Raw genomic sequence first — 26,062 nt, 5'->3', positions numbered from 1 at the left:
AAGAGTGTCAGACTAGGCGCTACCTATGCGACCACCGACCCACATTCTCGTGGTAAACGGCGTCAAGGTCCGTCAGCCGGTCTTCGTGCTCGCCGCCCCCCACTCCGGCGCGGACCTGCTCGCCCGTGCCATCAAGCGCTCGCCCGGCGTGCATCTCACCATGGGCCGGGGCGCCGTTTCCCGTGTCGTCTACGCCTTCGCGCGCAAGCCGTCGATCGCGCGCAGCCCGGGGGCGCCCCGGGTGATCCGCGACGTCCTGGCCGAGGCGTGGCAGGTGGTGCCCGGCGCGTGCGGCGAGTGCTCCGGCACCTGCAAGGAGGCCGGCGGCATCATCGGCGCGGGCCCGTGCGTGACGGCCTCCGAGCTGACCCGGTTCGGCGACGCCAGCCCCGACCTGCTCTACACCGCCCCCGTGCTGCTCGCGGCCTTCCCCGACGCCCGGTTCGTCCAGGTCATCCGCGACGGCCGCGACGTCGTGGCCGACATGCTGGCCGACCCGGCCACGATGGCCTGGTTCAAGCCCCACATGCTGAGCGACGACACCGAGTTCCCCAGCCCGTTCCTCGGCGTCAACAGCGCCGAGCACAAGCTGCGCTGGAAGGAGATGCCCGTCGCGGGCAAGAGCGCGCTGCGCTGGCGCGCCGCGATCCGCCTGTCGGCGGTGCTGCGCAAGGAGCTCCCCGCCGACCAGCTCATGACGATCCGGTACGAGGACCTGCACCAGTCCCCCACCGAGACGTTCGGCCAGGTGGGCGACTTCCTCGGCGCCAAGATCTCCACGATCGCCCTCTACGGCGTCGGCGCCCCGAAGGTCGGCGCCCACCGCCGCCTCACCTACAGCGACGCCGAACTGGTCGGCAAGGTCGCCCGCGAGGAGCTCAAACGGCTGGGCTACTCGTGAACTGGGTCTTGTACAGCTCGGCGTAGGAGCCGTCGAGGACCATGAGTTCGTCGTGGCGGCCGAGTTCGACCACGCGGCCCTCGTTCATGACGAGGATCGCGTCGGCCTCGCGGATGGTGGAGAGCCGGTGGGCGATGACCAGGCTGGTGCGGCCCGCCAGCGCCACCTTCAGCGCCTGCTGGACGGCCGCCTCCGATTCGGAGTCGAGGTGGGCGGTGGCCTCGTCGAGCACGACGACCGGGGGCGCCTTCAGCAGCAGCCGGGCCAGCGCCACCCGCTGCTTCTCGCCGCCGGAGAACCGGTAGCCGCGCTCCCCCACCACCGTGTCGAGCCCCTCGGGCAGCGAGGCGACCAGGTCGTGGATCTGGGCCGCCCGCAGCGCCTCCCAGATCTCCTCGTCGGTGGCCTCGGGCCGGGCGTAGCGGAGGTTGGCGGCGATGGTGTCGTGGAACAGGTGGGGATCCTGCATGACGACGCCCACGGTGTCGCGCAGCGAGGCCATCGTGGCGTCGCGCACGTCGAGGCCGTTGAGCCGCACCGCGCCGGCGTCGACGTCGTAGAGGCGGGAGACGAGCGAGGTCGTGGTGGTCTTGCCGGCGCCCGAGTGGCCGACGAGCGCGACCATCTGGCCGGGCCGCGCGGTGAAGGTGACGCCCTTGAGCACCTCGGCCGACTCGCCCTGGTCGGGCCGGGCCACCGACTCCAGCGAGGCCAGCGACACCTCGGAGGCGGCCGGGTAACGGAAGTGGACGTCGTCGAACTCGATCGTGACCGGCCCGGCCGGGACCTCCTCGGCGTCGGGCTTCTCGTCGACCATCGGCTTGAGGTCGAGCACCTCGAAGACGCGGTCGAAACTGACCAGCGCGGTCATCACGTCGATGTGGACGTTGGACAGGCCGGTGAGGGGGCCGTACAACCTCATGAGAAGTGCCGACATGGCCACCAGCGTGCCGAGCTCGAACGAGCCGTCGACCGCCAGCACGCCGCCGAACCCGTAGACCAGCGCGGTGGCCAGCGCGGCGATCAGGCCCAGCGCGACGCGGAACACCGTGCCGAGCATGGCGACCGTGACCCCGACGTCGCGCACCCGCGCGGCGCGTCCGGCGAAGTGACGCGTCTCGTCGGCCGGACGGCCGTAGAGCTTGGCGACCATCGCGCCGGCGACGTTGAACCGCTCGGTCATCACCGAGCTCATCTCGGCCCCGAGTTCCATCTGCTCGCGGGTGTAGCGGGACATCCGCCGGCCCACCCATTTGGCCGGGAAGATGAAGACCGGCAGCATCACGAGCGCGACCAGGGTGATCTGCCATGACAGCGCCAGCATCGTGACCAGCACGACGACCAGGCTGATCACGTTGGAGACGACCGACGACAGGGTGCTGGTGATCGCCCGCTGCGCCCCGATGACGTCGCCGTTGAGCCGCGAGACCAGCGCGCCGGTCTGCGCCCGCATGAAGAACGCCACGGGCATCTTCTGCACGTGGTCGAAGACCTCCGTGCGCAGGTTGTAGATCAGCCCCTCGCCGATCCTGGCCGAGAACCAGCGCTCGCCCAGCGACAGCACGGCGTCGAACAGCGCCAGCCCGGCGATGGCGACCGCGAACCAGATGACGAGCCGGGTGTCCTTCGCCGGGATCGCCACGTCGATGATCTGCTTGATCAGCAGCGGGTTGGCCACCACGATCAACGCCCCGACCATGATCAGGACGAGGAACCCGGCGATCGACCACCGGAACGGTGCGGCGTAACCGGCGATGCGCCGGACCGTGCCGGGCGCGAGACGCTCCTTCATCACGTCGCCGTCGCGCCGCATCGACTGCATCATCTGCCAGCCCGAATTCGGACCCATCATCGCCATGTCCTGGTCAACCCTTTACGGAACAGGGCGATTCCAGCATCAGCCCGAGGCGAACAGAGCCCTGACGCGGACCACCTGTTCGGCTCTCTCCGCGGCGGCCTGCTCCTCCAGTGTGCGGCCTCCCGCGCCCTGGAGCAGCCGCTTCGTCGCGGTCGCGACGGATCGCTCCGTGGCGAGCAGCGCCGCCGTCAGGTCGGCCACGGCCGTATCCAGCTCCTCAACCGGTACGGCCAGCTCGGCCAGCCGGAGGCGCAGCGCCTCCTCCGCCCCGACTTTCCGGGCGGTGACACACAATTCCAGGGCCCTGGGCAGGCCGACGAGGTCGACCAGCGGCTTGGTGCCCGTCAGGTCGGGTACCAGGCCGAGCGCCGGCTCCTTCATGCAGAACTGCACGTCATCGGCCACGATTCGCAGATCGCACGCGAGTGCGAGCTGGAACCCGGCCCCGATCGCGTGGCCCTGGACGGCCGCGATCGAGATGATCTCCGGTCGGCGCAGCCACATGAAGGCCTTCTGCGCCTGGGCTATCCGTTCCTCGAAGCCCTCACCGAGCACCGAGGCGAACGAACCCTCACCGGGGACACCCTCGGATGTGAACAATCGCAGGTCGATGCCTGCTGAGAAGGACGGCCCCTCGCCTTTCACGACGACGATCCGCACGGCCTCGGGGAGGTCGTCCCCGATCCGGGCCAGTGCCGACCAGGTGGCGAACGTCTGGGCGTTTCGCTTGTCCGGCCGGTTCAGCGTGATCGTCGCGATCTCGCCGTCCACCTCGTAGCGCAGTCCGACCTCGGCGAGCGTGCTCGCAGAGATCTGCTCCGCTATCCCCCCTGGTGTCGCTTCCACAGCGCGCAACCCCTTCCTGGCGGTAGCGCCCGAGCCTACCGAACCCTGTTCGGTTATCCGACCCCGGCCGGTCGGCCCGGGAGCGGACCGCTCCGGATCTGAGGTACGTGAGCGGCTGCGGTCAGCGGTTCAGCGAGGCGGAACTAGCGCTTGGTCTTGCCCCGGGTCGCCCCGCCGCGTCCCCGCAGAGTCACGCCGGACTCGCTGAGGATGCGGTGGATGAATCCGTACGACCGGCCCGTGGAAGCGGCCAGGGCGCGGATGCTCTCACCCGCGGCATAGCGCTTCTTGAGATCGCTGGCCAGTTTTTCACGGTCGGCCCCGGTCACCCGGGTGCCCTTCTTCAGAGTCTCGGCCACGAGTACCTCCTGTAGTGCCAGACTTCCGCAGCGTTACTCACGCCATGATCAGTCATTTCGGCTCGATCGGCTACCTACTCCCAGGGAAAAGATCCGTACCCGGTAAATTTATGATCAGGCGAGGGCGACGAGATCGGAAAATTCCTCGCTCCACGCGTCTTCGACCCCGTCGGGCAGCAGGATCACACGGTCGGGTTGCAGCGCCTCCACGGCTCCTTCGTCGTGGGTGACCAGAACGATCGCCCCTGTGTAAGAGCGCAGAGCCGTGAGGACCTGTTCCCGGGACGCCGGATCGAGGTTGTTCGTGGGCTCGTCGAGGAGCAGGACGTTGGCGCTGGAGAGCACCAGCGTGGCCAGGGCCAGCCGGGTCTTCTCGCCGCCCGAGAGCACTCCGGCGGGCTTGTCGACGTCGTCGCCGGTGAACAGGAACGAGCCCAGCACCTTGCGGAGCTCCACATCGAGGATGTCGGGCCCGGCCGAGCGCATGTTCTCGAGCACCGTGCGGGTGGGGTCGAGGGTCTCGTGCTCCTGGGCGTAGTAGCCGATCTTGAGGCCGTGACCTGGGCGGACCTCGCCGGTGTCGGGCGTCTCGATGCCGCCCAGGATGCGCAGCAGGGTGGTCTTCCCGGCGCCGTTGAGGCCCAGGATGACGACCCGGTGGCCCCGGTCGACGGCGGCGTCGACGTCGGTGAAGACCTCAAGAGAGCCGTAGGACTTCGACAGGTCGACGGCGGTCAGCGGCGTGCGGCCGCAGGGCGCCGGGGCGGGGAAGCGCAGCTTGGCGACCTTGTCGGAGCGCCGCTCGGGCTCGATGCCGCGCAGCAGGCGCTCGGCCCGGCGCTGCATGTCCTGGGCCGCCTTCGCCTTGGTGGCCTTGGCCCGCATCTTGTCGGCCTGGGCCAGCAGGACGCCCGCCTGCTTCTCGGCGTTGGCCCGCTCGCGCTTGCGGCGCTTCTCGTCGGTCTCCCGCTGGAGCAGGTAGTTCTTCCACCCGACGTTGTAGGTGTCGATCACGCACCGGTTGGCGTCGAGATGGAGCACCCGGTTTACCGTCGCTTCAAGTAGACCAACATCGTGGCTGATGATGATCAAGCCGCCCTGGTGGGAACGCAAAAAATCACGAAGCCAGCCGATGCTGTCCGCATCGAGGTGGTTTGTCGGCTCGTCGAGGAGGAGAGTCTCCGATCCGGAGAAAAGAATGCGTGCCAGTTCGACCCGGCGTCGCTGACCTCCGGAGAGGGTCTCCAGCGGCTGGCCGAGCACCCGGTCGGCCAAGCCCAGGCTGGAGGCGATCGAGGCGGCCTCCGACTCGGCGGCGTAGCCGCCCAGCACGTGGAGGCGGTCTTCCAGGCGGCCGTAGGCCTTCACGGCCTTGTCGCGGGTCTTCACATCGGCCGAGGTCATGCCCAGCTCGGCCTTGCGCAGGTCGCGGATGACCTCGTCGAGGCCGCGGGCCGACAGGATGCGGTCGCGGGCGATGACCTGGAGGTCTCCGGTGCGCGGGTCCTGCGGCAGATAGCCGACCGCGCCGGTGATGGTGACGGTGCCGCCGGCGGGCACGCCCTCGCCGGCGAGGGTCTTGGTGAGCGTGGTCTTGCCCGCTCCGTTGCGGCCGACGAGGCCGATCTTGTCGCCCGGGTTGACCCGGAACGAGGCTCCCTCGATGAGGAGCCGGGAACCCACGCGGAGTTCGATGTCTGTGGCGATGATCATGGTTGGGGGACACTCCCGCTGAGAAATGGCTTGGGGACCGTGGGCACACGGAATCGATCAATCGGGAGTGCGCATGAGTCGATTGTATGGGGGCCCGGCGAAATCCCCGACGTCTTAATCGACGACGCGGATGCGGACCGCCCGGAACTCCTCGGGCGTCTTCTCCAGCACGGTCAGCCGGGGGTCGGGCACGGTCAGGAAGGGCCCCGTCTCCAGGGCGAACAGCGGCGCGAGCCGCCGGTCGGGCCGCAGTTCGTCGATCGCCTTCTTGTCTCCCCCGACGACGAAGCCGGCGAGCCCCTTCTCCAGGGACGGCAGCAGCACCCGGGCCGCCACGTCGGCCGCCGCGCCCATCGCCTCGTCGGCCTGCTTCTCCCGCCGCCGGGCGAAGCGGTGCTGCGACCAGCCGCCGGCCGCGCTGCGGCCGTGAACGAGCCGTGAACCCACTTTGGACGCGACCAACCGGTCGCCCTCGAACACACCGGCGGCGTATCCGCCCAATCGCACGAGGAGAACGGCGATCCGGCGTTCCAGGGAGACGTGGGCGATCAGCCGCTCGGCGCCGGGCGTTCCGCGCAGCGGCCCGAACGGGACGTGGCACTCGGCCACCGCGCCGTCGGGAGCGGTGAAGATCACCAGGTCGGGGGTGCCGTCTTCGGCCGGGGGGCCGCCGTGGCGGGCGGCGAAATTGGTGAGCCAGCGGGGCAGCCGGGACGGGGGGATCGACACCCACCGTCCGCCCCCGGCGGCCGGGCGTGCGCTCATGAACGCTCAGCGTAGCGGGTGTGCTCTGAGCAGGCGTCCACGGTTGTCGATAGGGGGAAATGTGGGTGAATTTCGAATCACCGGACCCAATGAGGTGAGACTCGCACATAAGAATCAGAACGTGTCGGTTCCCATGCCCTCTCCGGCGCCGGTCGTGGCCACCTCACCGGGTGAGCAGTCCTCGACGACCGGTCCCTTCACCGTTTCGGGGTACGTGCCGGCGTGGGCCGCCGCGCCTTCCCACCCCACCGAGCACTTCACCGGCGGGCCTCCCGGAGTCTTCGGCCCCGTCTCCAACTTCGCCCCGGTCGTCGACCTCGACACCGGCGGCGTGATCGCCATCCAGGTCAACCCGGAGACGCCCGCCGGGGAGCGCACCGACGTCGGCGGCACGGTCGCGGGCCTGCGCGCCGCCGCGGACGCCGACGCGCGGCTCCCCCTGGTGCTGGGCATCCCGATCGCCGCGGTGTCGGCGGGGTCGGCGGGGCTGGCGCCGCTGCACGAGGCGATGCGGCTGGCCGGACGGCGCCCCCGTGAGATCATCCTGGCCATCGAGGGCGACCTCGATCCGGCCGAGCGGTCGCGGATGCTGGCCGGGGTCGACGGCCTGCGCGCGGCCGGCTACCTGATCGCCTTCGGCGGGTGCGGGGTCCGCAACATCCCCCTCGACGTGCTGGCCGACGCCTCGCCGTACGTCATAGTGATCTCCCCCGACATCGTGGAACGCGCCCCCAGGGACGCCCGCCGGGCGGCCGTGGCCGAGGCGCTGGTGACCGTGGCCAAGGGCGTCGCGGCGCACATCCTGGCGCCGGGCGTCCAGGACGAGACGCAGCTCGCGGCGGTACGGGCGTGGGGGGTCAGGCTGGCCACCGGGCCGCTGCTGGCGCCGGGCGACTGGCGTCCCTCCGACGGGCGGGTGCACGTGCCGGTCCCGGCGACCGAGACCTCGCCGAACCTCGCCCACCTGCTGGGGCCGCGGGTGCAGGAGTTCCTGATGCCGGCCGTGACGCTGCCGATCACGGCGACGTCGGAGGAGGTCGTGCAGGCCTTCGGCACGGAGAACTCGATCAGCAGCGTGATCCTGGTGGACGAGTACCAGCGCCCCCAGTCGATGATCGACCGCAGCCGCTTCCTGCTCTACATGGCCGGCGCGTACGGCCACGCCCTGCACGCCAAGAAGCCCGCCCACCGGATCGCCGACAGCGCCCGGCTGGTGCCCAAGACCACGCCGGCCATAGCGGCCATGTCGGTCGCCGGGCAGGACGCCAAGCGGGTCTACGACGACCTCGTGGTGGTGGACGAAGTGGGCCGCTGCCTGGGCACGGTCCACGTCAGCGACCTGATCAGGCACGTCGCCGCCAGCCGGCCGAGCTCCTAGGAGAGCCCGGCCGCGCCGGTGGTTCCTAGAGGCGGCAGGCGTAGATGTCGGTGATCAGGATCGCCTTGGCGCCCAGATCCCACAGCTTGTCCATGACCTGCTGGTTGCCCTTGCGGCGGATCATCGCGCGGACCGCCACCCAGCCCTCGCGGTGCAGCGGCGAGACCGTCGGCCCCTCCATGCCCGGAGTGACCTCGATGGCCTCGTCGATACGCTCGACCCGGATGTCGTAGTCGATCATCACGTAGTCGCGCGCCGCCAGGACGCCCTGCAGACGGCGGATGAGCTGCTGAAACCCGTTGTTCTCCGGCGCCCCGACCTGCTTGATCAGGATCGCCTCGGAGGTGCCGATCGGGTCGCCGAACACGTCCAGGCCCATGTTGCGCAGGGTGGTGCCGGTCTCCACGACGTCGGCGACCGCGTCGGCCACGCCCAGCCGGATCGCCGTCTCGACCGCGCCGTCGAGCTTGATGACGCGGGCGTCGACGCTCTGCTCCTCCAGATAGGTGGTGAGCAGGCCGGCGTAGGAGGTCGCGACCCTCTTGCCGTTGAGGTCCTTGACGTTGGCGAAGACGCCGGGGATCGCGGCGAACCGGAAGGTCGAGCGGCCGAAGCCGAGCGGCACGACCTCCTCGGCCTCGACGCCGGAGTCCATGAGCATGTCGCGGCCGGTGATGCCGGCGTCGAGGGTGCCCTCGCCGACGTACACGGCGATGTCGCGGGGGCGCAGGAAGAACAGTTCGACCTGGTTCTCGGGGTCGACGACCACGAGCTCCTTACTGTCCTTGCGCGGGCGGTAACCCGCCTCTTTCAGGATGACCTGGGCGGCCTCGGACAGGACGCCCTTGTTCGGTACGGCAAGGCGGAGCATTTCCGTTGGAACCTTTCGGGATGGCCTCTGGCTGGAGCGAGGTCCGGGCACCCGGGGGTGCCCTAAAGATGCTTGTAGACCTCGTCGAGCCCGATCCCGCGGGCCAGCATGAGCACCTGGAGGTGGTAGAGCAGCTGCGAGATCTCCTCGGCCGTCCGGTCTGCCGATTCGTACTCCGCCGCCATCCAGACCTCGGCGGCCTCCTCGACGATCTTCTTGCCGATCGAGTGGACCCCGGCGTCGAGCGCCTTCACGGTCCCCGACCCTTCGGGACGGGTGCGGGCCTTCTCGGACAGCACGTCGTAGAGCTCATCGAACGTCGTCACTCGCCCAAGCCTAATGGGGGCCACCGGTCGGATCACGGCAGCGTCCACTGAGCGAGACCGTGTCGGCCCCCGGGCCACTTACGGGGGCCGACCCGGCGCCCAGTGGCGCTGGGTTTCCCGGTCTCACACTGAGAGGGTTCTGACCATGATCCGCAGTGCGCGGCGCAGGGCCGGCTCGTCCACGTGGCCGAACCCGAACACGACGCCGTTCCCGGCCCGCCCGGCCGGATGGTGGAAGGACGCGAGCGTCGCCACCCGCACCCCCCGCGCCCGCAGCTGCTCGGCCATGACCGGCGCCGGGATCGCCCTGGGCAGCAGGAGCGTCGCCGTGGTGCCGGTCTCGGTGCCGATGACCCTGGTGTCGCGCCGGACGCCCGCCAGCGACTGCCGGACCATGATCCGGCGCCGGGCGAAGATCGCCGAGAGCCGGTCGACCCGCCGGGTGAGCGCCCCCGTGCTCAGCAGGTCGGCGGCGGCCCGCTGGCAGGTCTCCGGCACCGCGCAGGCCCGCTCCCGCACCCCGTCGGCCAGATGGCGCGGCACGACCAGGTACGCCAGCCGCATCCCCGGCGTCAGCAGCTCGCGGAACGAGCCCACCATGATCGTCGTGTCCGGGTCGCCCAGGGCCAGCAGCGACGGATACGGGTTCAGGCTCGTGGTGAACAGCCCGTCGAAGGCGGGTTCGATCAGGTACGTCCCCCGTTCGGCCGCCCACGCCGTCAGCGCCTTGCGGTGCTCGGTCGGCAGCCGGTACCCCAACGGCTCGTTCCGGTCGGGTGTGAGCACCAGAGCGTCCACACCGGCCGGAACCTGCGGTCCGGTGGAACTGACCGGGACGGGCACGACATGACCCGTATGGCCCGTCAGGGCCTCTCTGAGGCGGGGCAGCGCCGGGTCCTCGATCCCCACCACCGGTCGGCCCGGCGGCAGGGCGAGCTGGAGCGCCGTCTCGCAGCCGGTGGTGACCACGATCTCGTGGCGGTCGAGCACCAGCCCCCGGGTGTCACGCAGGTGCGCGGCGATGGCCGCGCGCAGCTCCGGCAGCCCGCCGCGCGGCGGCTCGGCGGCGCTGGGCACCCGGTGGCTGGCCCGGCGCCAGGCCGCCCGCCACTCGGCCAGGGGGAAGGCGTCGGCGGTCGGCTGGTCGGGCCGCAGGTCGACCGTGTTCGGCCGGGCCATCGGGCGCAGCGGCGCCCGCTCGGTCTGCCGGGCCCGCGCGGCGACGTAGGTGCCGGAGCCGTGGCGGCTGGTGACGTACCCCTCGGAGTGCAGGATCTGGTACGCGGTCAGCGCCACCCCCCGCGAGATCTTGAGCGCCACGGCCATGGTCCGCGTGGACGGCATGCGGATCCCCGCCGCGAGCTGTCCCGAGTCGATGGCCTGGCGGAGCTGTCCGGCGAGCTGGTCGGGTAAGGGTTCGGAGGCGGCGCGGCCCAGGTGGATCGGCACGCGGAGCCCTTGTGGGTTGCGCATGGTTCGTGTCCCCGTCGTATCGGCGAATCTCTGTCACGTTGGGCGTGACACCGGCCGTTCCATTCGAAGGAACGGCCGTTTGACGTGCCGTGAGACGTCCACGAACGAGAAAAGCGCCGGCCCCCCGAAGGGGACCGGCGCTTTCCTCACACCGTTTAGCGACCGTTGAACCGGCCGCCGCCGCTCGGGCGGCCGCCGCGGAAGCCGCCACCGGAACGGCCGCGGCTGCCGGCGCCGGCGCCGCCACGGGCGCGGTCCTCACCGAAGGTGCGGGGCTCGGCGGCGCGGTCGTCCCTGGCGGGACGCTCGCGGTCGTTGTTGAACGCGCGGGGAGCGCGGTCGTTGTTGTACGCACGCGGCGCGCGGTCGTCACGGAAGTGACCCCGGGCGGCCGGACGGTCGTCGTTGTAGCGGGGACGGTCACCCTCGCGACGCGGACGGTCGTCGCCCTCACGGCGGGGACGGTCGTCGTGGGCGGCGAAGCGGGGGGCGGTGTGACCGAACTCACGGCGCGGGGCGCGGTCGTCGCCCTCACGACGCGGGCGGTCGCTGTTGTAGCGGGGACGGTCGTCGCCCTCACGGCGCGGACGGTCGTCCTGGCCGAAGGGACGGTCGCCGTCGTTGCGGCGACGACCCTCGAACCGGCCACGGCCACGGCCGCCGGACGGACGCTCGTCGCGGCCGCCGCCACCGTTGCGGGTGCGCAGCGGCTTGCGGATGTCGGGCTCCCAGACCGGGATCGACTCACCGCTGGGCTCACGGGCGCCGGCGATGTCGGCCAGCACCGGGGCGCCCGGGACGACCCGGTGACGCGACGGCGCGATGCCGGCGCGACGGGCCATGGAGTCGGTCGAGCGGCGCTCGTTCGGCATGACCAGGGTCAGGACGCTGCCCTTCTCCCCGGCGCGGGCGGTGCGGCCACCACGGTGCAGGTAGCTCTTGTGGTCGGCCGGCGGGTCGACGTGGAGCACGAGCGACACGTCGTCGACGTGGATGCCGCGCGCGGCGACGTCGGTGCAGACGAGCACCTGGATGCCACCCTCGCGGAACTCGCCGAGGATGCGGGTGCGCTGGTTCTGCCGCTTGCCGCCGTGGAGGCCACCGGCCATCACGCCGACGCGGGCGAGCTGCTTCACGACGCGGTCGACGCCGTGCTGGGTGCGCACGAACAGGATGGTGCGGCCCTCGCGGTTGGCGATCTCGGCGGTGACGGCGGGCTTGTCCTGCCAGCTCACCTGCACGAGGTGGTGCTCCATCGTCTCGACCGGCGAGGTGGCCGGCGCGAGCGAGTGGGTGATCGGGTCGACGAGGAAACGGCGGACCAGCTGGTCGACGTCGCCGTCGAGGGTGGCCGAGAACAGCAGGCGCTGGCCGCTGACGGGGGTCTGGTCGAGCAGCGCGCTGACGACCGGGAAGAAGCCGAGGTCACACATGTGGTCGGCCTCGTCGAGGATGCTGATCTCGACGTCTTCGAGCGAGCATTCGCCCTGCTCGATCAGGTCGGTGAGACGGCCGGGGGTGGCGACGATGACCTCGACGCCACGGCGCAGCGCCTCGATCTGACGGCCCATCGACATGCCGCCGACGACGGTCTTCATCCGCAGCGACAGGCCCCGGCCGAGCGGCTCGAGGGCGTCGTTCACCTGGAGCGCCAGCTCGCGGGTGGGGACGAGGATGATGGCCTTCGGACGGCGCGGCAGGGCGCGCTCACCCGAGATGCGGGCCATCATCGGCAGGCCGAACGCCAGCGTCTTGCCGGAGCCGGTCTGGCCCCGGCCGAGGACGTCGTGGCCGGTCAGGATGTCGGGGATGCAGGCTTCCTGAATGGGGAACGGCGATTCGATGCCCTGGCGGGCAAGCCCGGTGACCAGCGGTCGCGGCAGCCCCAGCGCGGCGAAACCGTTGACGGTCTCGACGGTGGGCTCGGTCGCGGGCATGGTCGGGTCGAGCATGGTCACGTTGGTCGTGCCTTTCGGTGAGAGGACGTGCCGCAGCACGCAGGCGCGTCTCTTCTGCGAAAGGACGAGCCAAGTTAATCCGGGGCGGCATCCGCCGCATCGGGGGAGGGCACCCCTTCCAAAGGTGCCGAGTGCCAGCTCTGCGCACCGCCCGATAAACGCGCCCGTCAAGTGTGGCGCGAGAAACTGCATAGCAGTGTGCAGTCGCCGCGGTTCACAGTCGCGGCAAACGGCCGCCCGCTGAAAAAGCAGGCGGCCTTTGAAGTCAACCCTCGTATCTTACACCGGGATCGTCACTGGGATCACCATTGGGGGTCACACGTTGAAACCGAGCATCCTCAGCTGGTCACGGCCGTCGTCGGTGATCTTGTCGGGACCCCACGGCGGCAGCCACACCCAGTTGATCACCACGCCGCTGACCAGGTCGGCCAGCGCCGAGTTGGCCTGGTCTTCGATGACGTCGGTCAGCGGGCACGCCGCGCTTGTCAGCGTCATGTCGATGGTCACGATCGGCTTCTCGCCCTCGGCCGCGGGGTCGAGGTTGAGGCCGTAGATCAGGCCGAGGTCGACGACGTTCACGCCGAGCTCGGGGTCGACGACGTCGCGGAGGGCCTCCATGAGGTCGTCGTTGGACAGCTCGCCGTCATAGGGGGCGGCCGTCGGGGTCTCGGTCGGCTTGCTCATCTCAGGCACTCCTCACCACGGCGTCCTTGTACGCCATCCACGACAGAAGGGCGCACTTCACCCGCGCCGGATATTTGGCGACCCCGGCGAACGCGACCGCGTCACCGAGGACGTCCTCGTCGGCCTCCACCTGGCCGCGTCCCTGCATCAGCCGGGTGAACTCGTCGACCACGCCCAGGCTCTCTTCGACGGTCGAACCGGTGGCCAGTTCGTGCAGCACCGAGGCGGCGGCCTGGCTGATCGAACAGCCCTGCCCCTCGTAGGAGACGTCGAGGACCTTGCCCTCGTCGACCTTCACCCGCAGCGTGATCTCGTCGCCGCAGGTGGGGTTGACGTGGTGGACCTCGGCGTCGAACGGGTCGCGCAGCCCACGGCCCTGCGGGTGCTTGTAGTGCTCCAGGATCAGTTCCTGGTACATCGACTCAGCGATCATCCGAACACCTTCTGCACATGGTGGAGCCCCCGCGCCAGGGCGTCGATCTCGTCCGTGGTGTTGTAAAGGTACAACGACGCACGGGTGGTGGCCGGGATGCCGAACCGCAGGTGAAGCGGCCTGGCGCAGTGGTGACCGACCCTGACGGCGATGCCGAACGCGTCGTCGAGGATCTGCCCGACGTCGTGAGGGTGGATGTCGTCACCCGACAGGTTCTTCAGCGTGAACGAGATCGTGCCGCCGCGCGCGATGTTCGTGCGCGGCCCGATCACCTTCAGGCCGGGGACCTCGCCGAGGGCGTCGAGGGCGTAGCCCGTCAGCGCCTTCTCGTGGGCCTTGACGTCGGCCATGCCGAGGGCGGTCAGGTAGTTCACCGCCGCGCCCAGGCCGATGGCCTCGACGATCGGCGGGGTGCCGGCCTCGAACTTGTGCGGGATCGGCGCGTAGGTCGAGCGGTCCATCCAGACCGCCTCGATCATCTCGCCGCCGCCGAGGAACGGCGGCATGGCGTCGAGCAGCTCACGACGGCCCCACAGCACGCCGATGCCCGAAGGGCCGACCATCTTGTGGCCGGTGAAGGCCACGAAGTCGACCCCGAGCTCGGTCACGTCGACCGGCATGTGGGGCACCGACTGGGACGCGTCGAGCATCATCAGCGCGCCGACCTCGCGGGCGCGGGCGAGGATCGGCGACACCGAGTTGACCGTGCCCAGCACGTTGGACTGGTGGACGATCGAGACGATCTTGGTGCGCTCGTTGACGAGCTCGTTGAGGTCGTCGAGGTCGAGGCGGCCCTCGTCGGTCACCTTGAACCAGCGCAGCGTGGCGCCGGTGCGCTGGGCGAGGAGCTGCCACGGCACGATGTTGGAGTGGTGCTCCATCTCGCTGACGACGATCTCGTCGCCCGGCCCCACCTTGAACCTGGCGTCGGTGGCGATCGGGTTGCCGAAGGCGTAGGCCACCAGGTTGAGCGCCTCGGAGGCGTTCTTGGTGAAGATGATCTCGTCGCGCGACGGCGCGCCCACGAAACCGGCGACCAGGTCGCGGGCGTCTTCGTAGGCGGCCGTCGACTCCGCGCCCAGCGTGTGGTGGGCGCGGCCGACGTTGCTGTAATGGTGGGCCAGGTGGTCGCGCATCGTCTCGATCACCTGGTTCGGCTTCTGCGACGAGTTGCCGGAATCCAGGTAGACGAGCGGGCGGCCCTCTGACAGCTCACGAGAAAGGACCGGGAAGTCCTTTCTGATGAGATCGACGTCGAACATCAGGAACTGACCTTCGTGTAGGCCTCGTAGCCCTCGTTCTCCAGCTTCTCGGCGAGCTCGGGACCGCCCTCTTCGACGATCCGGCCGGCGGCGAAGACGTGCACGAAGTCGGGCTTCACGTAGCGCAGGATGCGGGTGTAGTGGGTGATCAGCAGCACGCCGGTGTCACCCGAGGCGCGGAAGCGGTTGACGCCCTCGGAGACCACGCGCAGGGCGTCGACGTCGAGGCCGGAGTCGGTCTCGTCGAGGACGGCGACCTTCGGCTTCAGCAGTTCGAGCTGGAGGATCTCGTGGCGCTTCTTCTCGCCGCCGGAGAACCCCTCGTTGACGTTGCGGGTGGCGAAGGCGGAGTCGATCGCCAGGGCGTCCATGCCGCCCTTCAGGTCCTTGGCGAACTGGCGCAGCTTGGGCGCCTCGCCCGACACGGCCGTGACGGCGCTGCGCAGGAAGTTGGACACCGAGACGCCGGGGACCTCGACGGGGTACTGCATCGCCAGGAACAGGCCGGCGCGGGCGCGCTCGTCGACCGACATGTCGAGCAGGTCGTCGCCGTCGAGGGTGACGCTGCCGCTGGTGATCGTGTACTTGGGGTGGCCGGCGATGGCGTACGCGAGCGTGCTCTTGCCCGAGCCGTTGGGGCCCATGATGGCGTGGGTCTCCCCCGCGCGGACGACCAGGTCGACCCCCTTGAGGATCTCCTTGTCGCCGACGGACACGTGCAGGTCGCGGATCTCAAGCGTGGACACGTTATGACTCCTTCGAGAGCGAGACATACACGTCGTCGCCTTCGATCTTGACTCGGTATGTGGGAACGGGCCGGGTGGCCGGAGGGCCCGTCGGCTTGCCGGTACGGATGTCGAAACACGATCCGTGCAGCCAGCATTCCAGCGTGCCGTCGTAGACCTCGCCCTCGCTGAGGCGCACCTCGGCGTGGGAGCAGACGTCGTGGACGGCGTACACCTCGTCGCCCTCGCGGACGAGCGCGACGGGGGTGTCGCCCACCTCGACGCCGATGACGCCCTCGTCGGGAACGTCACCGATCTTGCAGACCTTTTCGAACGTCATCGCGCCAGCTCCGCCTCGACGGCGGCCAGCACCTTCTCCTGGATCTCGGGGACCTCGATGCGCTGGATCAGCTCGTTGAAGAAGCCGTGCACGATCAGCTTGCGGGCCTCGTCGGCGGGGATGCCGCGGGCCTGCAGGTAGAACATGTGCTCGTCGTCGAGCCGCCCGGACGCCGAGGCGTGGCCCGCGCCGGCGATCTCGCCGGTGAGGATCTCCAGGTTGGGCACCGAGTCGGCGCGGGCGCCGTCGGTCAGCAGCAGGTTCCGGTTGAGCTCGTAGGTGTCGGTGCCCTCGGCCTCGGCCCGGATGATCACGTCGCCGATCCACACCGTGTGGGCGTCTTCACCCTGGAGGCCACCCTTGTAGGTGACGTCGGAGGCGCAGTTGGGCACGCTGTGGTCGACCAGCAGCCGGTGTTCGAGGTGCTGCCCGGCGTCGGCGAAGTAGAGCCCGACCAGCTCGGCCCGGCCGCCGGGCGCCGAGTAGGACACCCGCGGCGAGATCCGCACGAGGTCTCCCCCGAGCGTGACGATGACCGACTTGAACGTGGCGTCCTTGTCGAGCCGCGCGGTGTACTGCGCCACCTGCACGGCGTCGCGGTCCCACTCCTGGTTCGACACGACGGTCAGCCTGGCGCCGTCGCCCACGAGGAACTCGACGTTGGAGGCCTGCGCGCCGGTGCCGGTGTAGTTGATCACCACGACGGCCTCGGCCAGCGGCTTGACGTCGACGAGCAGGTGCCGGAACACGGTGCCGCCCTGACCGTGGACGTTCACCACGATCGGCTCGCCCGGCACGAGTTCCTTCGGCACGGTGATGACACCGGCCTTCTCGAACCCGTTGTACGCCTGCGCGGCGACCCGGTCGGCGGGCTTGCCGGCCGAGCCGATGCGCGTGTCGTCGCGGCTGACCAGCTCGTAGGTCACCCCGGACGGGGTCAGGACCTCGGTGCGGTCGTTGCCGTCGTTCACGGCCGAACCGTCGTGGAGGCCCTTGAGCCGCGACAGCGGCGTGAACCTCCACTGCTCTTCCCGTCCGGTGGGGACCGGGAAGTCGGCCAGGTCGAAGGAGGCCGTCTCGTGCAGGGTCACGAGCGGCTTGGTCTCGAGGCCCATGCTTAGCCCACCGCTCCTTCCATCTGCAGTTCGATCAGACGGTTGAGCTCCAAGGCGTACTCCATGGGAAGTTCACGGGCGATCGGCTCGACGAAGCCGCGCACGATCATGGCCATGGCCTCGTCTTCGTTCAGACCGCGGCTCATCAGGTAGAAGAGCTGGTCTTCGGAGACCTTCGAGACGGTCGCCTCGTGGCCCATGGACACGTCGTCCTCGCGGACGTCGACATAGGGATAGGTGTCGGAGCGGCTGATCTGGTCGACCAGCAGGGCGTCGCACTTGACCGTGGAGGCCGACCCGTGGGCGCCCTCTTCGATCTGGACCAGGCCCCGGTAGGAGGTCCGGCCGCCGCCGCGCGCCACCGACTTGCTGATGATCGTGCTGGACGTGTTGGGCGCCAGGTGCACCATCTTGGCGCCGGCGTCCTGGTGCTGGCCCTCACCGGCGAACGCGATGGAGAGGGTCTCGCCCTTGGCGTGCTCGCCCATCAGGTAGACGGCGGGGTACTTCATCGTGACCTTGGAGCCGATGTTGCCGTCGATCCACTCCATGGTCGCGCCCTCGTAGGCGACGGCGCGCTTGGTGACCAGGTTGTAGACGTTGTTCGACCAGTTCTGGATGGTCGTGTAACGGCAGCGGGCGCCCTTCTTCACGACGATCTCCACGACCGCGCTGTGCAGCGAGTCGCTGGAGTAGATCGGCGCGGTGCAGCCCTCGACGTAGTGAACGTAGGAGTTCTCGTCGACGATGATCAGGGTGCGCTCGAACTGGCCCATGTTCTCGGTGTTGATCCGGAAGTAGGCCTGGAGCGGGATCTCGACGTTGACGTTCGGCGGCACGTAGATGAAGGAGCCGCCCGACCAGGTGGCGGTGTTCAGCGCGGCGAACTTGTTGTCGCCGACGGGGATCACCGAGCCGAAGTACTCCTTGAAGAGCTCCTCGTGCTCACGCAGGCCGGTGTCGGTGTCGACGAAGATGACACCCTTCTCCTCAAGGTCCTCGCGGATCTTGTGGTAGACCACCTCGGACTCGTACTGGGCCGCGACGCCCGCGATGAGCCGCTGCTTCTCGGCCTCGGGGATGCCCAGCCGGTCGTAGGTGTTCTTGATGTCCTCGGGGAGTTCGTCCCAGGACGCGGCCTGCTTCTCGGTCGACCGGACAAAGTACTTGATGTTGTCGAAGTCGATGCCCGTGAGGTCAGAGCCCCAGGTCGGCATGGGCTTCCGCCCGAACAGGCGCAGCCCCTTGAGACGCAGGTCGAGCATCCACTCCGGCTCGTTCTTCAGCGCCGAGATGTTGCGGACGACCTCTTCCGAGAGGCCGCGGCGCGCAACGGCGCCGGCCGCGTCGGGATCGGACCAGCCGAACTTGTAGTTCCCGAGGCCTTCCAGCTCCGGGCGGTCGGTGACAGTCACCTTCCGGGCTCCTTGCTCTCTATACGAGTGGCTCGCGCCAGCGCGTGGGGGCTGACGTGGGTTGTGCAGATTCCGTCTCCATGGGCGATGGTCGCCAGCCGCTGGACGGGCGTGCCCAGGAGACGCCCGAACGCTTCGGTCTCGGCCTCGCACAACTGCGGGAACGCGGCCGCGACGTGGGCGACCGGGCAGTGGTGCTGGCAGAGCTGCTCTCCGCCGGTTCCCGTCTTGGTGGACGAGGCGGCGTAGCCGTCGGCCGACAGCGCCTCGGCCAGCATCCGCACCCGCTGCTCGGCGGGTATGGACCGCATGGCGGGCGCCAGCCGGGCGACGAGCCCGGCCACCTGCTGACGGGCGAACTCGGTGACGGCGGCGGGACCCAGACGTTCCTCCAGGAACCGCAGCGCGCTTCCGGCGAGGTCGTCGTAGGCGTGTTCGAAGGCGCTGCGCCCGGCATCGGTGATGCCGAACAGCTTGGCCGGACGGCCGCGCCCCCGCTGCACCTTCAGTGGTATCTGACGGGTCTCGATGTGCCCTTCGGCGAGAAGGGCGTCGAGGTGCCGCCGGACGGCGGCCGGGGTGAGCCCCAGACGTTCGCCGAGGTCAGCGGCCGTGACGGGGCCGTGTTCGAGGATCAGGCGCGCAACCCGTGCGCGGGTTCCCCGTTCCGAGGGCACGCCGGAGGACCGCGTGGTCTCCGCTGCGCTGGTCCCCGTCACGTTTTTCACAACATCAGTGTGGCGTAATTCCTTCCCCCACGACAAACGGAACCCCGCATTCGTGGGTAATGCAATTTGTCACGCAGGTAAGGCTTACCTAAGTTGAACGCCAACCAAATGGGGCTATCGGAGCCTACCGCCCCGGACACGCCGGTGACCTCGGACGACGTCCTCCCGCCCGGAATCGGATTCACGAGCTCTGATCGTTCACCGAATATCCGAGGGATTCGGCGTGAAACCCGGCCCCCTCCAGCGACCCCGTGTTCGTCGCACGGTTGCGCGAGATCCTCGAACCCGTGCGGGTCTCCTGGCGGCTGTGGACCGGACCGGACCGGCTCCCCCTCCGGCTGCGCCTCACCTTCACCGATCCCGGGGCCCGGGCCGATCGGCGGGCGGGGACGACCGTGGCGGAGGTCCGCTTCACCGGCTGGGGACGTGAGGTGGACGTTGAGATCCCACCCGCGGATCAGGTGCGCGAGACCACGGAGTGTCAGGCCCCCGAGCCCGCGTAATCGTTGGAGCTCCAGTATCGGCCCCGCTGTGACCTTTGTTTCGGATGTGGCCGGATTTCATCGGATTCGCCGCGCCCGCTCCACCCCGCTCGCTACCTTGAGCCTCCACGATCGCGCTGCCAGGTAACTCAGAGGTCCGATGTCTGTTCGCGGTCTTGTCAGAAATTGATCCGACCTCTCCCCTTCCAGGCGCCCCACTGATCGACTTTTGAAGATCAAAAGGCCTAATCCATCGGACTAGACCAGCCGTGAGGCGTGGGTCACAAGTTGGTTGCGGCCAAATTCATCGGATCTCAGAGCTTGTTTCGCCTAAGTTTCGGTGCTATTTCATTGTTAGATCACCAACCCTGACCCATAAGGAACACCCGTGAGTCACCCCCCACGGCGGCTGCTCGGCGCCGCCACGGCGCTGGGGCTGGTCATGGCTCTGGGCGTGCCGGTGCTGCAGGGCAGCACCGCCACGGCTCAGGTCCAGGAGGCCGCCGCCGCGCAAGACGATCTGACCCTCTGGTACGACAAGCCGGCGACCAACTGGGAGTCGCAGGCTCTTCCGATCGGTAACGGCGCCCTCGGCGCCATGATCTACGGTGGCGTCGGCACCGAGCAGATCCAGTTCAACGAGAAGTCGCTGTGGACCGGTGGCCCCGGTTCCAGCGGATACAACTTCGGCAACTGGACGACGCCGCGACCCACCGCGATCGCCGACGTCCAGGCCTTGATCGACCAGAACAAGCAGATGACCCCGGCTCAGGTGGCGCAGCGCCTCGGCCAGGGCAAGACGAACTTCGGTTCCTACCAGACGTTCGGCGACATGTTCCTGGACTTCCCGGGGGCGCCGGCGAACCCGACCGACTACAAGCGGTCGCTCAACCTGAACGACGCGGTGTCCGCCGTCACGTACAAGGACGCCAGCGGCGTCACGTACAAGCGCGAGTACTTCGTGTCCTACCCCAACAACGTCATCGTCGGGCGCATCTCGACCGATGCCGTCGGCAAGGTCAACTTCACCGTCCGGCACACCTCGCCGCGCAACGACAAGACGATCTCGGTGTCCAAGGGTCGCATGACGATCCGCGGCAAGCTCGCCAACAACGGGCTGAACTTCGAGTCGCAGGTCAACGTCGTCACCGAGGGCGGCTCGCGGACCGACGGCACCGACCGCATCACCGTTTCCAACGCCAACGCGGCGTGGTTCGTGATCTCGGCCGGCACCGACTACTCCATGCAGTACCCGACGTACCGCACCGAGGACCCGCACGACAACGTGCGCCACTGGGCGAACGCTGCCTCCTCGATGTCGTACGCGAACCTCAAGCAGGCCCACCTCAACGACTACCACGGCCTGTTCGACCGGGTGAAGCTCAACCTGGGCGGCACGGCCCCGAACCTGCCCACCGACCAGCTGCGCGCGGCCTACGCGGGCGCCGGGGCGGCGCAGGACCGGTACCTGGAGAACCTGTTCTACCAGTACGGCCGTTACCTGCTGATCTCCTCCTCGCGTGAGGGATCGCTGCCGGCCAACCTGCAGGGCGTGTGGAACAACGTCACGAACCCGCCGTGGGACGCCGACTACCACGTCAACATCAACCTGCAGATGAACTACTGGCTCGCCGAGCAGACCAACCTCGCCGAGACCACGATTCCGTACGACGAGTACATCGCCTCGATGGTCGCCCCCGGCACCAAGACCGCGACGGACATGTACGGCGCGCGCGGCTGGGTCGTCAACAACGAGACCAACCCCTGGGGCTTCACGGGTCTGCACAACTACCCCGAGTCGTTCTGGTTCCCCGAGGCCGCCGCGTGGAACACGCAGCAGATGTACGACCACTACAAGTTCAGCAACGACGAGAAGTACCTCAAGCGCACCGCCTACCCGGTGATGAAGGGTGCGGCCGAGTTCTGGCTGGACTTCCTGCACACCGACCCGCGTGACGGCAAGCTCGTGGTCTCCCCGTCGTACTCGCCGGAGAACGGCCAGTTCACCGCCGGTGCCTCGATGTCGCAGCAGATCGTCACCGAGCTGCTGACCAACACCCTGAAGGCCGCCAAGACCCTCAAGGTCGACCAGGCGCTCCAGGCCGAGCTCACCAACGCTCTCGCCAAGCTCGACCCGGGCATCCGCATCGGCTCCTGGGGTCAGCTCCAGGAGTGGAAGGAAGACCTGGACAACCCGAACAACGACCACCGCCACGTCTCGCACCTGTTCGCGGTGCACCCGGGCAACGCGATCAAGGCCGGCACCCCCGCGGGTGAGGCCGCCAAGATCTCGCTGACCGCGCGCGGCGACGGCGGCACCGGCTGGTCGAAGGCCTGGAAGGTCAACTTCTGGGCGCGTCTGCTCGACGGCGACCACTCGCACAAGATGCTCAGCGAGCAGCTCAAGTCGAGCACCCTCGCGAACCTGTTCGACACGCACCCGCCGTTCCAGATCGACGGCAACTTCGGCGCCACCTCGGGCATGACCGAGATGCTGCTGCAGTCGCACCAGGACTCGATCCACATCCTCCCGGCCCTCCCGGCCGTGTGGAAGAACGGTTCCGTCACCGGCCTGCGCGCCCGTGGCAACGCGACCGTCGACATCGCGTGGTCCAACAGCAGCCTCACCAAGGCGACCATCACCGCCGGTGACACCGGCGAGCTGACGGTCCGCGCCGGTGCGCTCAACGCCCGTTACTCGTTCGTCGACGACCAGGGCAACCCGGTCGACGCGATCCGTACCGGCGACTCGCTCAGGTTCGGCGCCGAGAAGGGCCGCACCTACACCCTCTACAACGAGATCCAGCTCGCGGTCTCGGCTCCGGCCGAGATCGGCGCCGGTCAGACCGTCCCGGTCAAGGCCACCGTCACCGCGATCCAGAACGACTCCCCCGCCGGCAACCTGACCCTGCAGCTCCCCGCGGGCTGGACCGCCGACCCGGCCTCCACGCCGGTCGCGTCGGTTCCCGCCGGCGAGAGCCGCGAGATCACGGTCAACGTCACGGCCGGTCCGTCCAACGGCCAGACGTCGGCTCGCATCCAGGCGACCCTGGCCGGCTCCGGCTGGTCGATCTCGGCCGCCACCGGTGCCGCGCTCAACCCGTGTGCCGTTCCCCCAGCCGATCGTGCCATCTTCGCCTGGGACCCGCAGTCCGGCACCACCATCGCCGACGCCTCCGGCTCCGGCCGCAACGCCGTCATCGTCAACGGAACCCCCACCTACGACACCGACGGCGGCCTGGTCCTCACCGGCCAGAACTACGTCCGCACCGAGCAGCCGACGACCATCGGCTTCCTGCGTGAGGCCACGTTCGCGGCCGAGGTGAAGATCGGTGGCACCGGCTACCGCCGTCTGTTCGACACCCAGCCCTCGGGCAACCCGGGCACCGACGGCATCCTGCTCGACGTCACCCCGGACAGCCGCCTGCGTCTGATCGGCGCCGGCAACGGCGTCACGACCAACGCGACGCTGCCGACCGGCCGCTACATCGACCTGGTCGTCACCGTCAACCGCAACGGCGCCATCGACGTCTACGTCGACGGTGTGCGTGCGGGCGGTGGCAACACCGGTTCGTCCGGCATCTACGGCTGCAACACCCGTCCGTTCTTCTTCGCCGCCAACCAGGGCGGCGGCGAGCGGATGACCGGCGCCGTGGACCGCATGGCCGTCCTCCCCTACGCGCTGCCCGCCAACCAGGTCTCGACCTGGCAGGACATCGCCTTCTAAGTAGGTTTTCACAAGAAGAAGCCCGGCTCCGGCCGGGCTTCTTTCTTTTCCCTCCTGTACGACTAGGGCGTGCTCTCCCACAACCCCACGGCCGCCCCCGCCGGATCGGTGATGATCGCGAAGTTGCCCATCCCGGGCACCTCGGTCGGCCCCACCATCTGGGTCGCGCCCAGCTTGGCCGACTCCCGCACCGCGGCGTCGAGGTTGTCGACCCCCAGATAGGCCAGCCAGTACGACGGCACCTCGGCGGGCAGCACGTCGGGCAGCGCCATCATCCCCGCCATGACGTGCCCGTTCTCGGCGAAGGTCGTGTACTCCTGGTCTCCCATGGCCCGGCTGTCGGCGGTCCAGCCGAAGACGTCGCCGTAGAACTCCTTCGACGACAGGGTGTCCCGGGTGATCAGCTCGCTCCAGTTGAGCGTGCCGGGCTCGTTGGCCAGCTGGGCGCCCTTGTGCTCGTCGGGCTGCCAGGCGCAGATGTAGGCCCCGGCGGGGTCCATGAACGCGGCCATGCGGCCCTCGCGCATGATCTGCATGGGCTCGGCGACGATCGTGCCGCCGCTGTTGCGGACCATCTCGGTGGTCTTGGCGACGTCGTCGACGCAGATGTAGGTGTTCCAGGCGGCGGGCATGCCCTCCTGGTAGACGGGGCCGATACCGGCGACCTTCTTCCCGCGCAACTGGAACTGGCCGTAGCCGCCGTAGTCCTCGCTCTCGTCGAAGACGGCCGTCCAGCCGAAGAGCTCGGTGTAGAAGTCCGTGGATGCGTCGATGTCGGGAGTGGACACGTCCACCCAACATGGCACGCCGGGTGCATAGCCCGTGAACTCGGACATGCGCCACCCTCCTTGCGATCTAAGCCATGGGGACAATTCCACCCTTACACGTACAAACCTGACTATCGGGGAGCGTGGCCGTTCCCGGAGGAAGCCTTTACCGGCCCGGTCGCGGACGGAGGCGGGGTGCTCACTCCCTACACTCGATGGCATGGAATCCGCCGCGGTCGAGGTCCGCGAACTGGTCAAGCGCTACGGCCGGGTCACCGCGATCGACCACCTCGACCTGCGCTGCCGCCGGGGCGAGGTGACCGCGGTCCTCGGGCCCAACGGCGCCGGCAAGACCTCCGCGATCGAGATCTGCGAGGGCTTCCGCACCTTCGACGCGGGCTCGGTCCGCGTCCTCGGCCTCACCCCCGGCGACCGGGCCCTGAAACCGAGAATCGGGATCATGCTCCAGTCGGGCGGCGTCCCCCAGGCGGCCCGCGCCGGAGAGTGGCTGAAGCTGGTCTCCCGCTTCCACGCCCACCCGCTCGACCCCAAGGCCCTCCTCGAACGCCTCGGCCTCGCCGACCACGCCCGCACCCCCTACCGGCGCCTGTCGGGCGGCCAGCAGCAGCGCCTCGGCCTGGCCGCCGCCGTCGTCGGCCGCCCCGAACTGGTCTTCCTCGACGAACCGACGGCCGGCCTCGACCCCCAGGCCCGCCACGCCTGCTGGGACATGGTCCGCGAACTCCGCGAGGCAGGCGTCTCCGTGGTGCTGACCACCCACCACATGGACGAGGCCGAGAAGCTCTCCGACCACGTCGTCATCATCGACCGGGGCCGCGTCGTCTCCGAGGGCTCACCGGCCGAACTGACCGGCGCCGAACGCCAGCTCCGCTTCCGCGCCCGCCCCGGCCTGAACCTCGACGAACTCCTCAGCGCCCTGCCGCCCGGCTCGGCCGCCAAGGAGTCCCCGGCGGGCCACTACATCATCGAGGGCCAGGTCGACCCCTCACTCCTGGCCACCGTGACCGCCTGGTGCGCGACCGAGGGCGTGACGACCGAAGACCTCAGCATCGAGCGGCGCACCCTGGAAGACGTCTTCCTGGAGCTGACCGGTAGGGAATTGCGATGACCACCCTCGACCTGTCCCCGGCGCCCGGAGCGGCGCCGCTCGCGCGGATGGTGCTCGCCCAGGCGGGTGCGGAGGTCCGTGCGATCCTGCGCAACGGCGAGCAGCTGCTGCTGACGCTGATCATTCCGGTGCTGCTGCTCGTGGGGTTCTCCAAGGCGCCCTTCCTCGACGTCGAGGGGGCGCGGGTCGACTTCGTGGCGCCCGGTGTGCTGGCGCTGGCGGTGCTGTCCACGGCGTTCACCGGGCAGGCCATCGCGACCGGGTTCGAGCGGCGCTACGGCGTGCTGAAGCGGCTGGGGGCCACGCCCCTGTCGCGGACGGGGCTGATGCTGGCCAAGACCGCGGCCGTGATCGTGGTGGAGCTGCTGCAGATCGTGGTGCTGGTGCTGGTCGCGCTGGCGCTGGGCTGGGCGCCCCACGGCAATCCGCTGACCGTGGCGCTGCTGGTGATCCTGGGCACGGCGGCGTTCAGCGGGCTCGGGCTGCTGATGGCGGGGACGCTGCGCGCCGAGGCGACGCTGGCCGGGGCCAACCTGGTCTACCTGCTGCTGCTGGCGCTGGGCGGGGTCGTGCTGCCCGTGTCGGCCTTTCCCGAGGGGATCCAGCCGCTGCTGGAGATCCTGCCGATCACGGCGCTGACCGACGGGCTGCGCTCGGTGCTGACGGGGGTCGGCGGGTTCCCGGTCGGGGCGGCGCTGGTGCTCCTGTCGTGGGCGGTGCTGGCGCTCGCGGCGGCGGCCCGCTGGTTCCGCTGGGAGTAGCGCGGGGGCGCGTCTCACGGGCCGGATATCAGTAGTGATCTTGGTT

The 26,062-nt window shown here is 69.3% G+C and carries 24 protein-coding genes; 6 read left to right on the top strand and 18 right to left on the bottom strand.

The genetic code is table 11. The features are described 5' to 3' along the window. The first annotated feature begins 25 nt into the window (after positions 1-25). Positions 26-901, top strand: coding sequence for a sulfotransferase family protein (locus ACYQ78_RS31950; protein WP_459804670.1), 876 nt, complete (start codon positions 26-28; stop codon positions 899-901). Here the strand turns inward: ACYQ78_RS31950 and ACYQ78_RS31945 are convergent. From ACYQ78_RS31945 to ACYQ78_RS31925, 5 genes are all read right to left on the bottom strand, one after another. Beyond that, positions 879-2,759 carry an ABC transporter ATP-binding protein gene (locus tag ACYQ78_RS31945; protein WP_459804669.1) on the bottom strand — a complete coding sequence of 627 codons (1,881 nt, stop codon included), beginning with the start codon at positions 2,757-2,759 and terminating at the stop codon, positions 879-881. The genes ACYQ78_RS31950 and ACYQ78_RS31945 overlap by 23 nt on opposite strands. 39 nt (positions 2,760-2,798) lie before the next feature. Beyond that, complete coding sequence (locus ACYQ78_RS31940) at positions 2,799-3,605, bottom strand: enoyl-CoA hydratase/isomerase family protein (RefSeq protein ID WP_459804668.1); 807 nt, start codon at positions 3,603-3,605, stop codon at positions 2,799-2,801. Between the two features lie 143 nt (positions 3,606-3,748). Next, entirely contained in the window at positions 3,749-3,964 is a 216-nt protein-coding gene (locus tag ACYQ78_RS31935) for a helix-turn-helix domain-containing protein (RefSeq protein ID WP_030452286.1), read from the bottom strand. Positions 3,965-4,078: 114 nt separating this feature from the next. Next, positions 4,079-5,677: an ABC-F family ATP-binding cassette domain-containing protein gene (locus tag ACYQ78_RS31930; RefSeq protein ID WP_459804667.1), complete on the bottom strand. Its 1,599-nt coding sequence runs from the start codon at positions 5,675-5,677 to the stop codon at positions 4,079-4,081. 114 nt (positions 5,678-5,791) lie between these two features. Then, on the bottom strand, positions 5,792-6,442 hold the full coding sequence (locus tag ACYQ78_RS31925) for an acVLRF1 family peptidyl-tRNA hydrolase (RefSeq protein WP_459804666.1): 651 nt from the start codon (positions 6,440-6,442) through the stop codon (positions 5,792-5,794). Between the two features lie 121 nt (positions 6,443-6,563). Between ACYQ78_RS31925 and ACYQ78_RS31920 the strand changes: the two genes are divergently transcribed. Then, positions 6,564-7,820, top strand: coding sequence for an EAL domain-containing protein (locus tag ACYQ78_RS31920; RefSeq protein WP_459804665.1), 1,257 nt, complete (start codon positions 6,564-6,566; stop codon positions 7,818-7,820). 25 nt (positions 7,821-7,845) lie between these two features. Here ACYQ78_RS31920 and hisG read toward each other — a convergent pair whose 3' ends face one another. From hisG to ACYQ78_RS31860, 12 genes are all read right to left on the bottom strand, one after another. Continuing rightward, complete coding sequence (gene hisG, locus ACYQ78_RS31915) at positions 7,846-8,691, bottom strand: ATP phosphoribosyltransferase (RefSeq protein WP_459804664.1); 846 nt, start codon at positions 8,689-8,691, stop codon at positions 7,846-7,848. 62 nt (positions 8,692-8,753) lie between these two features. Next, on the bottom strand, positions 8,754-9,017 hold the full coding sequence (locus tag ACYQ78_RS31910; RefSeq protein WP_030452281.1) for a phosphoribosyl-ATP diphosphatase: 264 nt from the start codon (positions 9,015-9,017) through the stop codon (positions 8,754-8,756). Between the two features lie 123 nt (positions 9,018-9,140). Then, positions 9,141-10,490, bottom strand: coding sequence for an aminotransferase-like domain-containing protein (locus ACYQ78_RS31905; RefSeq protein ID WP_459804663.1), 1,350 nt, complete (start codon positions 10,488-10,490; stop codon positions 9,141-9,143). Between the two features lie 155 nt (positions 10,491-10,645). After that, entirely contained in the window at positions 10,646-12,487 is a 1,842-nt protein-coding gene (locus ACYQ78_RS31900) for a DEAD/DEAH box helicase (RefSeq protein WP_459804662.1), read from the bottom strand. Between the two features lie 276 nt (positions 12,488-12,763). Then, complete coding sequence (locus tag ACYQ78_RS31895) at positions 12,764-13,132, bottom strand: metal-sulfur cluster assembly factor (protein WP_459804661.1); 369 nt, start codon at positions 13,130-13,132, stop codon at positions 12,764-12,766. 1 nt (position 13,133) lies between these two features. Continuing rightward, positions 13,134-13,565 carry a Fe-S cluster assembly sulfur transfer protein SufU gene (sufU, locus tag ACYQ78_RS31890; protein WP_030452277.1) on the bottom strand — a complete coding sequence of 144 codons (432 nt, stop codon included), beginning with the start codon at positions 13,563-13,565 and terminating at the stop codon, positions 13,134-13,136. Continuing rightward, positions 13,562-14,827: a cysteine desulfurase gene (locus ACYQ78_RS31885; RefSeq protein ID WP_459804660.1), complete on the bottom strand. Its 1,266-nt coding sequence runs from the start codon at positions 14,825-14,827 to the stop codon at positions 13,562-13,564. The genes sufU and ACYQ78_RS31885 overlap by 4 nt, the downstream gene beginning before the upstream one ends. Further along, complete coding sequence (sufC, locus tag ACYQ78_RS31880) at positions 14,827-15,573, bottom strand: Fe-S cluster assembly ATPase SufC (protein WP_459804659.1); 747 nt, start codon at positions 15,571-15,573, stop codon at positions 14,827-14,829. Before sufC ends, ACYQ78_RS31885 begins: the two co-directional genes overlap by 1 nt. A gap of 1 nt (position 15,574) precedes the next feature. Continuing rightward, positions 15,575-15,892, bottom strand: coding sequence for a non-heme iron oxygenase ferredoxin subunit (locus ACYQ78_RS31875; protein ID WP_459804658.1), 318 nt, complete (start codon positions 15,890-15,892; stop codon positions 15,575-15,577). Continuing rightward, the gene (gene sufD / locus ACYQ78_RS31870; RefSeq protein ID WP_459804657.1) at positions 15,889-17,007 is read right to left on the bottom strand and encodes a Fe-S cluster assembly protein SufD; all 1,119 of its coding nucleotides are present in this window, start codon (positions 17,005-17,007) and stop codon (positions 15,889-15,891) included. Before sufD ends, ACYQ78_RS31875 begins: the two co-directional genes overlap by 4 nt. Before the next feature lie 2 nt (positions 17,008-17,009). Continuing rightward, positions 17,010-18,422 carry a Fe-S cluster assembly protein SufB gene (gene sufB, locus ACYQ78_RS31865; protein ID WP_459804656.1) on the bottom strand — a complete coding sequence of 471 codons (1,413 nt, stop codon included), beginning with the start codon at positions 18,420-18,422 and terminating at the stop codon, positions 17,010-17,012. After that, positions 18,419-19,150, bottom strand: a complete 732-nt coding sequence (locus ACYQ78_RS31860; protein ID WP_459804655.1) for a helix-turn-helix transcriptional regulator — start codon at positions 19,148-19,150, stop codon at positions 18,419-18,421. Before ACYQ78_RS31860 ends, sufB begins: the two co-directional genes overlap by 4 nt. A 251-nt stretch (positions 19,151-19,401) precedes the next feature. On the opposite strand from ACYQ78_RS31860, the gene ACYQ78_RS31855 reads away from it, so the two are divergent. Together ACYQ78_RS31855 and ACYQ78_RS31850 are read left to right on the top strand one after the other, a co-directional pair. Then, on the top strand, positions 19,402-19,653 hold the full coding sequence (locus tag ACYQ78_RS31855) for a hypothetical protein (RefSeq protein WP_459804654.1): 252 nt from the start codon (positions 19,402-19,404) through the stop codon (positions 19,651-19,653). A 367-nt stretch (positions 19,654-20,020) separates the two neighbouring features. Beyond that, a complete protein-coding gene (locus ACYQ78_RS31850) occupies positions 20,021-23,359 on the top strand; it encodes a glycosyl hydrolase family 95 catalytic domain-containing protein (protein ID WP_459804653.1) in 3,339 nt (1,112 codons plus the stop codon). Positions 23,360-23,421: 62 nt separating this feature from the next. Here ACYQ78_RS31850 and ACYQ78_RS31845 read toward each other — a convergent pair whose 3' ends face one another. Continuing rightward, entirely contained in the window at positions 23,422-24,147 is a 726-nt protein-coding gene (locus ACYQ78_RS31845) for a VOC family protein (RefSeq protein ID WP_459804652.1), read from the bottom strand. A gap of 199 nt (positions 24,148-24,346) precedes the next feature. On the opposite strand from ACYQ78_RS31845, the gene ACYQ78_RS31840 reads away from it, so the two are divergent. Next, on the top strand, positions 24,347-25,255 hold the full coding sequence (locus ACYQ78_RS31840; RefSeq protein ID WP_459804651.1) for an ABC transporter ATP-binding protein: 909 nt from the start codon (positions 24,347-24,349) through the stop codon (positions 25,253-25,255). Further along, positions 25,252-26,016 (top strand): ABC transporter permease, encoded by a 765-nt coding sequence (locus ACYQ78_RS31835; protein ID WP_459804650.1) that lies wholly within the window; start codon positions 25,252-25,254, stop codon positions 26,014-26,016. The genes ACYQ78_RS31840 and ACYQ78_RS31835 overlap by 4 nt, the downstream gene beginning before the upstream one ends. The last annotated feature ends 46 nt before the right edge of the window (positions 26,017-26,062 follow it).

It is taken from the genome of Herbidospora sp. RD11066 (assembly GCF_054661255.1).
This window is presented reverse-complemented; position numbering and strand designations above follow the sequence as displayed.

What these genes read in the sequence shown, in the direction of transcription:
- ACYQ78_RS31950 (WP_459804670.1), top strand. Translation starts at nt 26, where the DNA reads ATGCGACCACCGACCCACATTCTCGTGGTAAACGGCGTCAAGGTCCGT.
- ACYQ78_RS31945 (WP_459804669.1), bottom strand. Translation starts at nt 2,759, where the DNA reads ATGGCGATGATGGGTCCGAATTCGGGCTGGCAGATGATGCAGTCGATG.
- ACYQ78_RS31930 (WP_459804667.1), bottom strand. Translation starts at nt 5,677, where the DNA reads ATGATCATCGCCACAGACATCGAACTCCGCGTGGGTTCCCGGCTCCTC.
- ACYQ78_RS31925 (WP_459804666.1), bottom strand. Translation starts at nt 6,442, where the DNA reads ATGAGCGCACGCCCGGCCGCCGGGGGCGGACGGTGGGTGTCGATCCCC.
- hisG (WP_459804664.1), bottom strand. Translation starts at nt 8,691, where the DNA reads ATGCTCCGCCTTGCCGTACCGAACAAGGGCGTCCTGTCCGAGGCCGCC.
- ACYQ78_RS31905 (WP_459804663.1), bottom strand. Translation starts at nt 10,490, where the DNA reads ATGCGCAACCCACAAGGGCTCCGCGTGCCGATCCACCTGGGCCGCGCC.
- ACYQ78_RS31895 (WP_459804661.1), bottom strand. Translation starts at nt 13,132, where the DNA reads ATGAGCAAGCCGACCGAGACCCCGACGGCCGCCCCCTATGACGGCGAG.
- sufU (WP_030452277.1), bottom strand. Translation starts at nt 13,565, where the DNA reads ATGATCGCTGAGTCGATGTACCAGGAACTGATCCTGGAGCACTACAAG.
- ACYQ78_RS31885 (WP_459804660.1), bottom strand. Translation starts at nt 14,827, where the DNA reads ATGTTCGACGTCGATCTCATCAGAAAGGACTTCCCGGTCCTTTCTCGT.
- ACYQ78_RS31875 (WP_459804658.1), bottom strand. Translation starts at nt 15,892, where the DNA reads ATGACGTTCGAAAAGGTCTGCAAGATCGGTGACGTTCCCGACGAGGGC.
- sufD (WP_459804657.1), bottom strand. Translation starts at nt 17,007, where the DNA reads ATGGGCCTCGAGACCAAGCCGCTCGTGACCCTGCACGAGACGGCCTCC.
- ACYQ78_RS31840 (WP_459804651.1), top strand. Translation starts at nt 24,347, where the DNA reads ATGGAATCCGCCGCGGTCGAGGTCCGCGAACTGGTCAAGCGCTACGGC.
- ACYQ78_RS31835 (WP_459804650.1), top strand. Translation starts at nt 25,252, where the DNA reads ATGACCACCCTCGACCTGTCCCCGGCGCCCGGAGCGGCGCCGCTCGCG.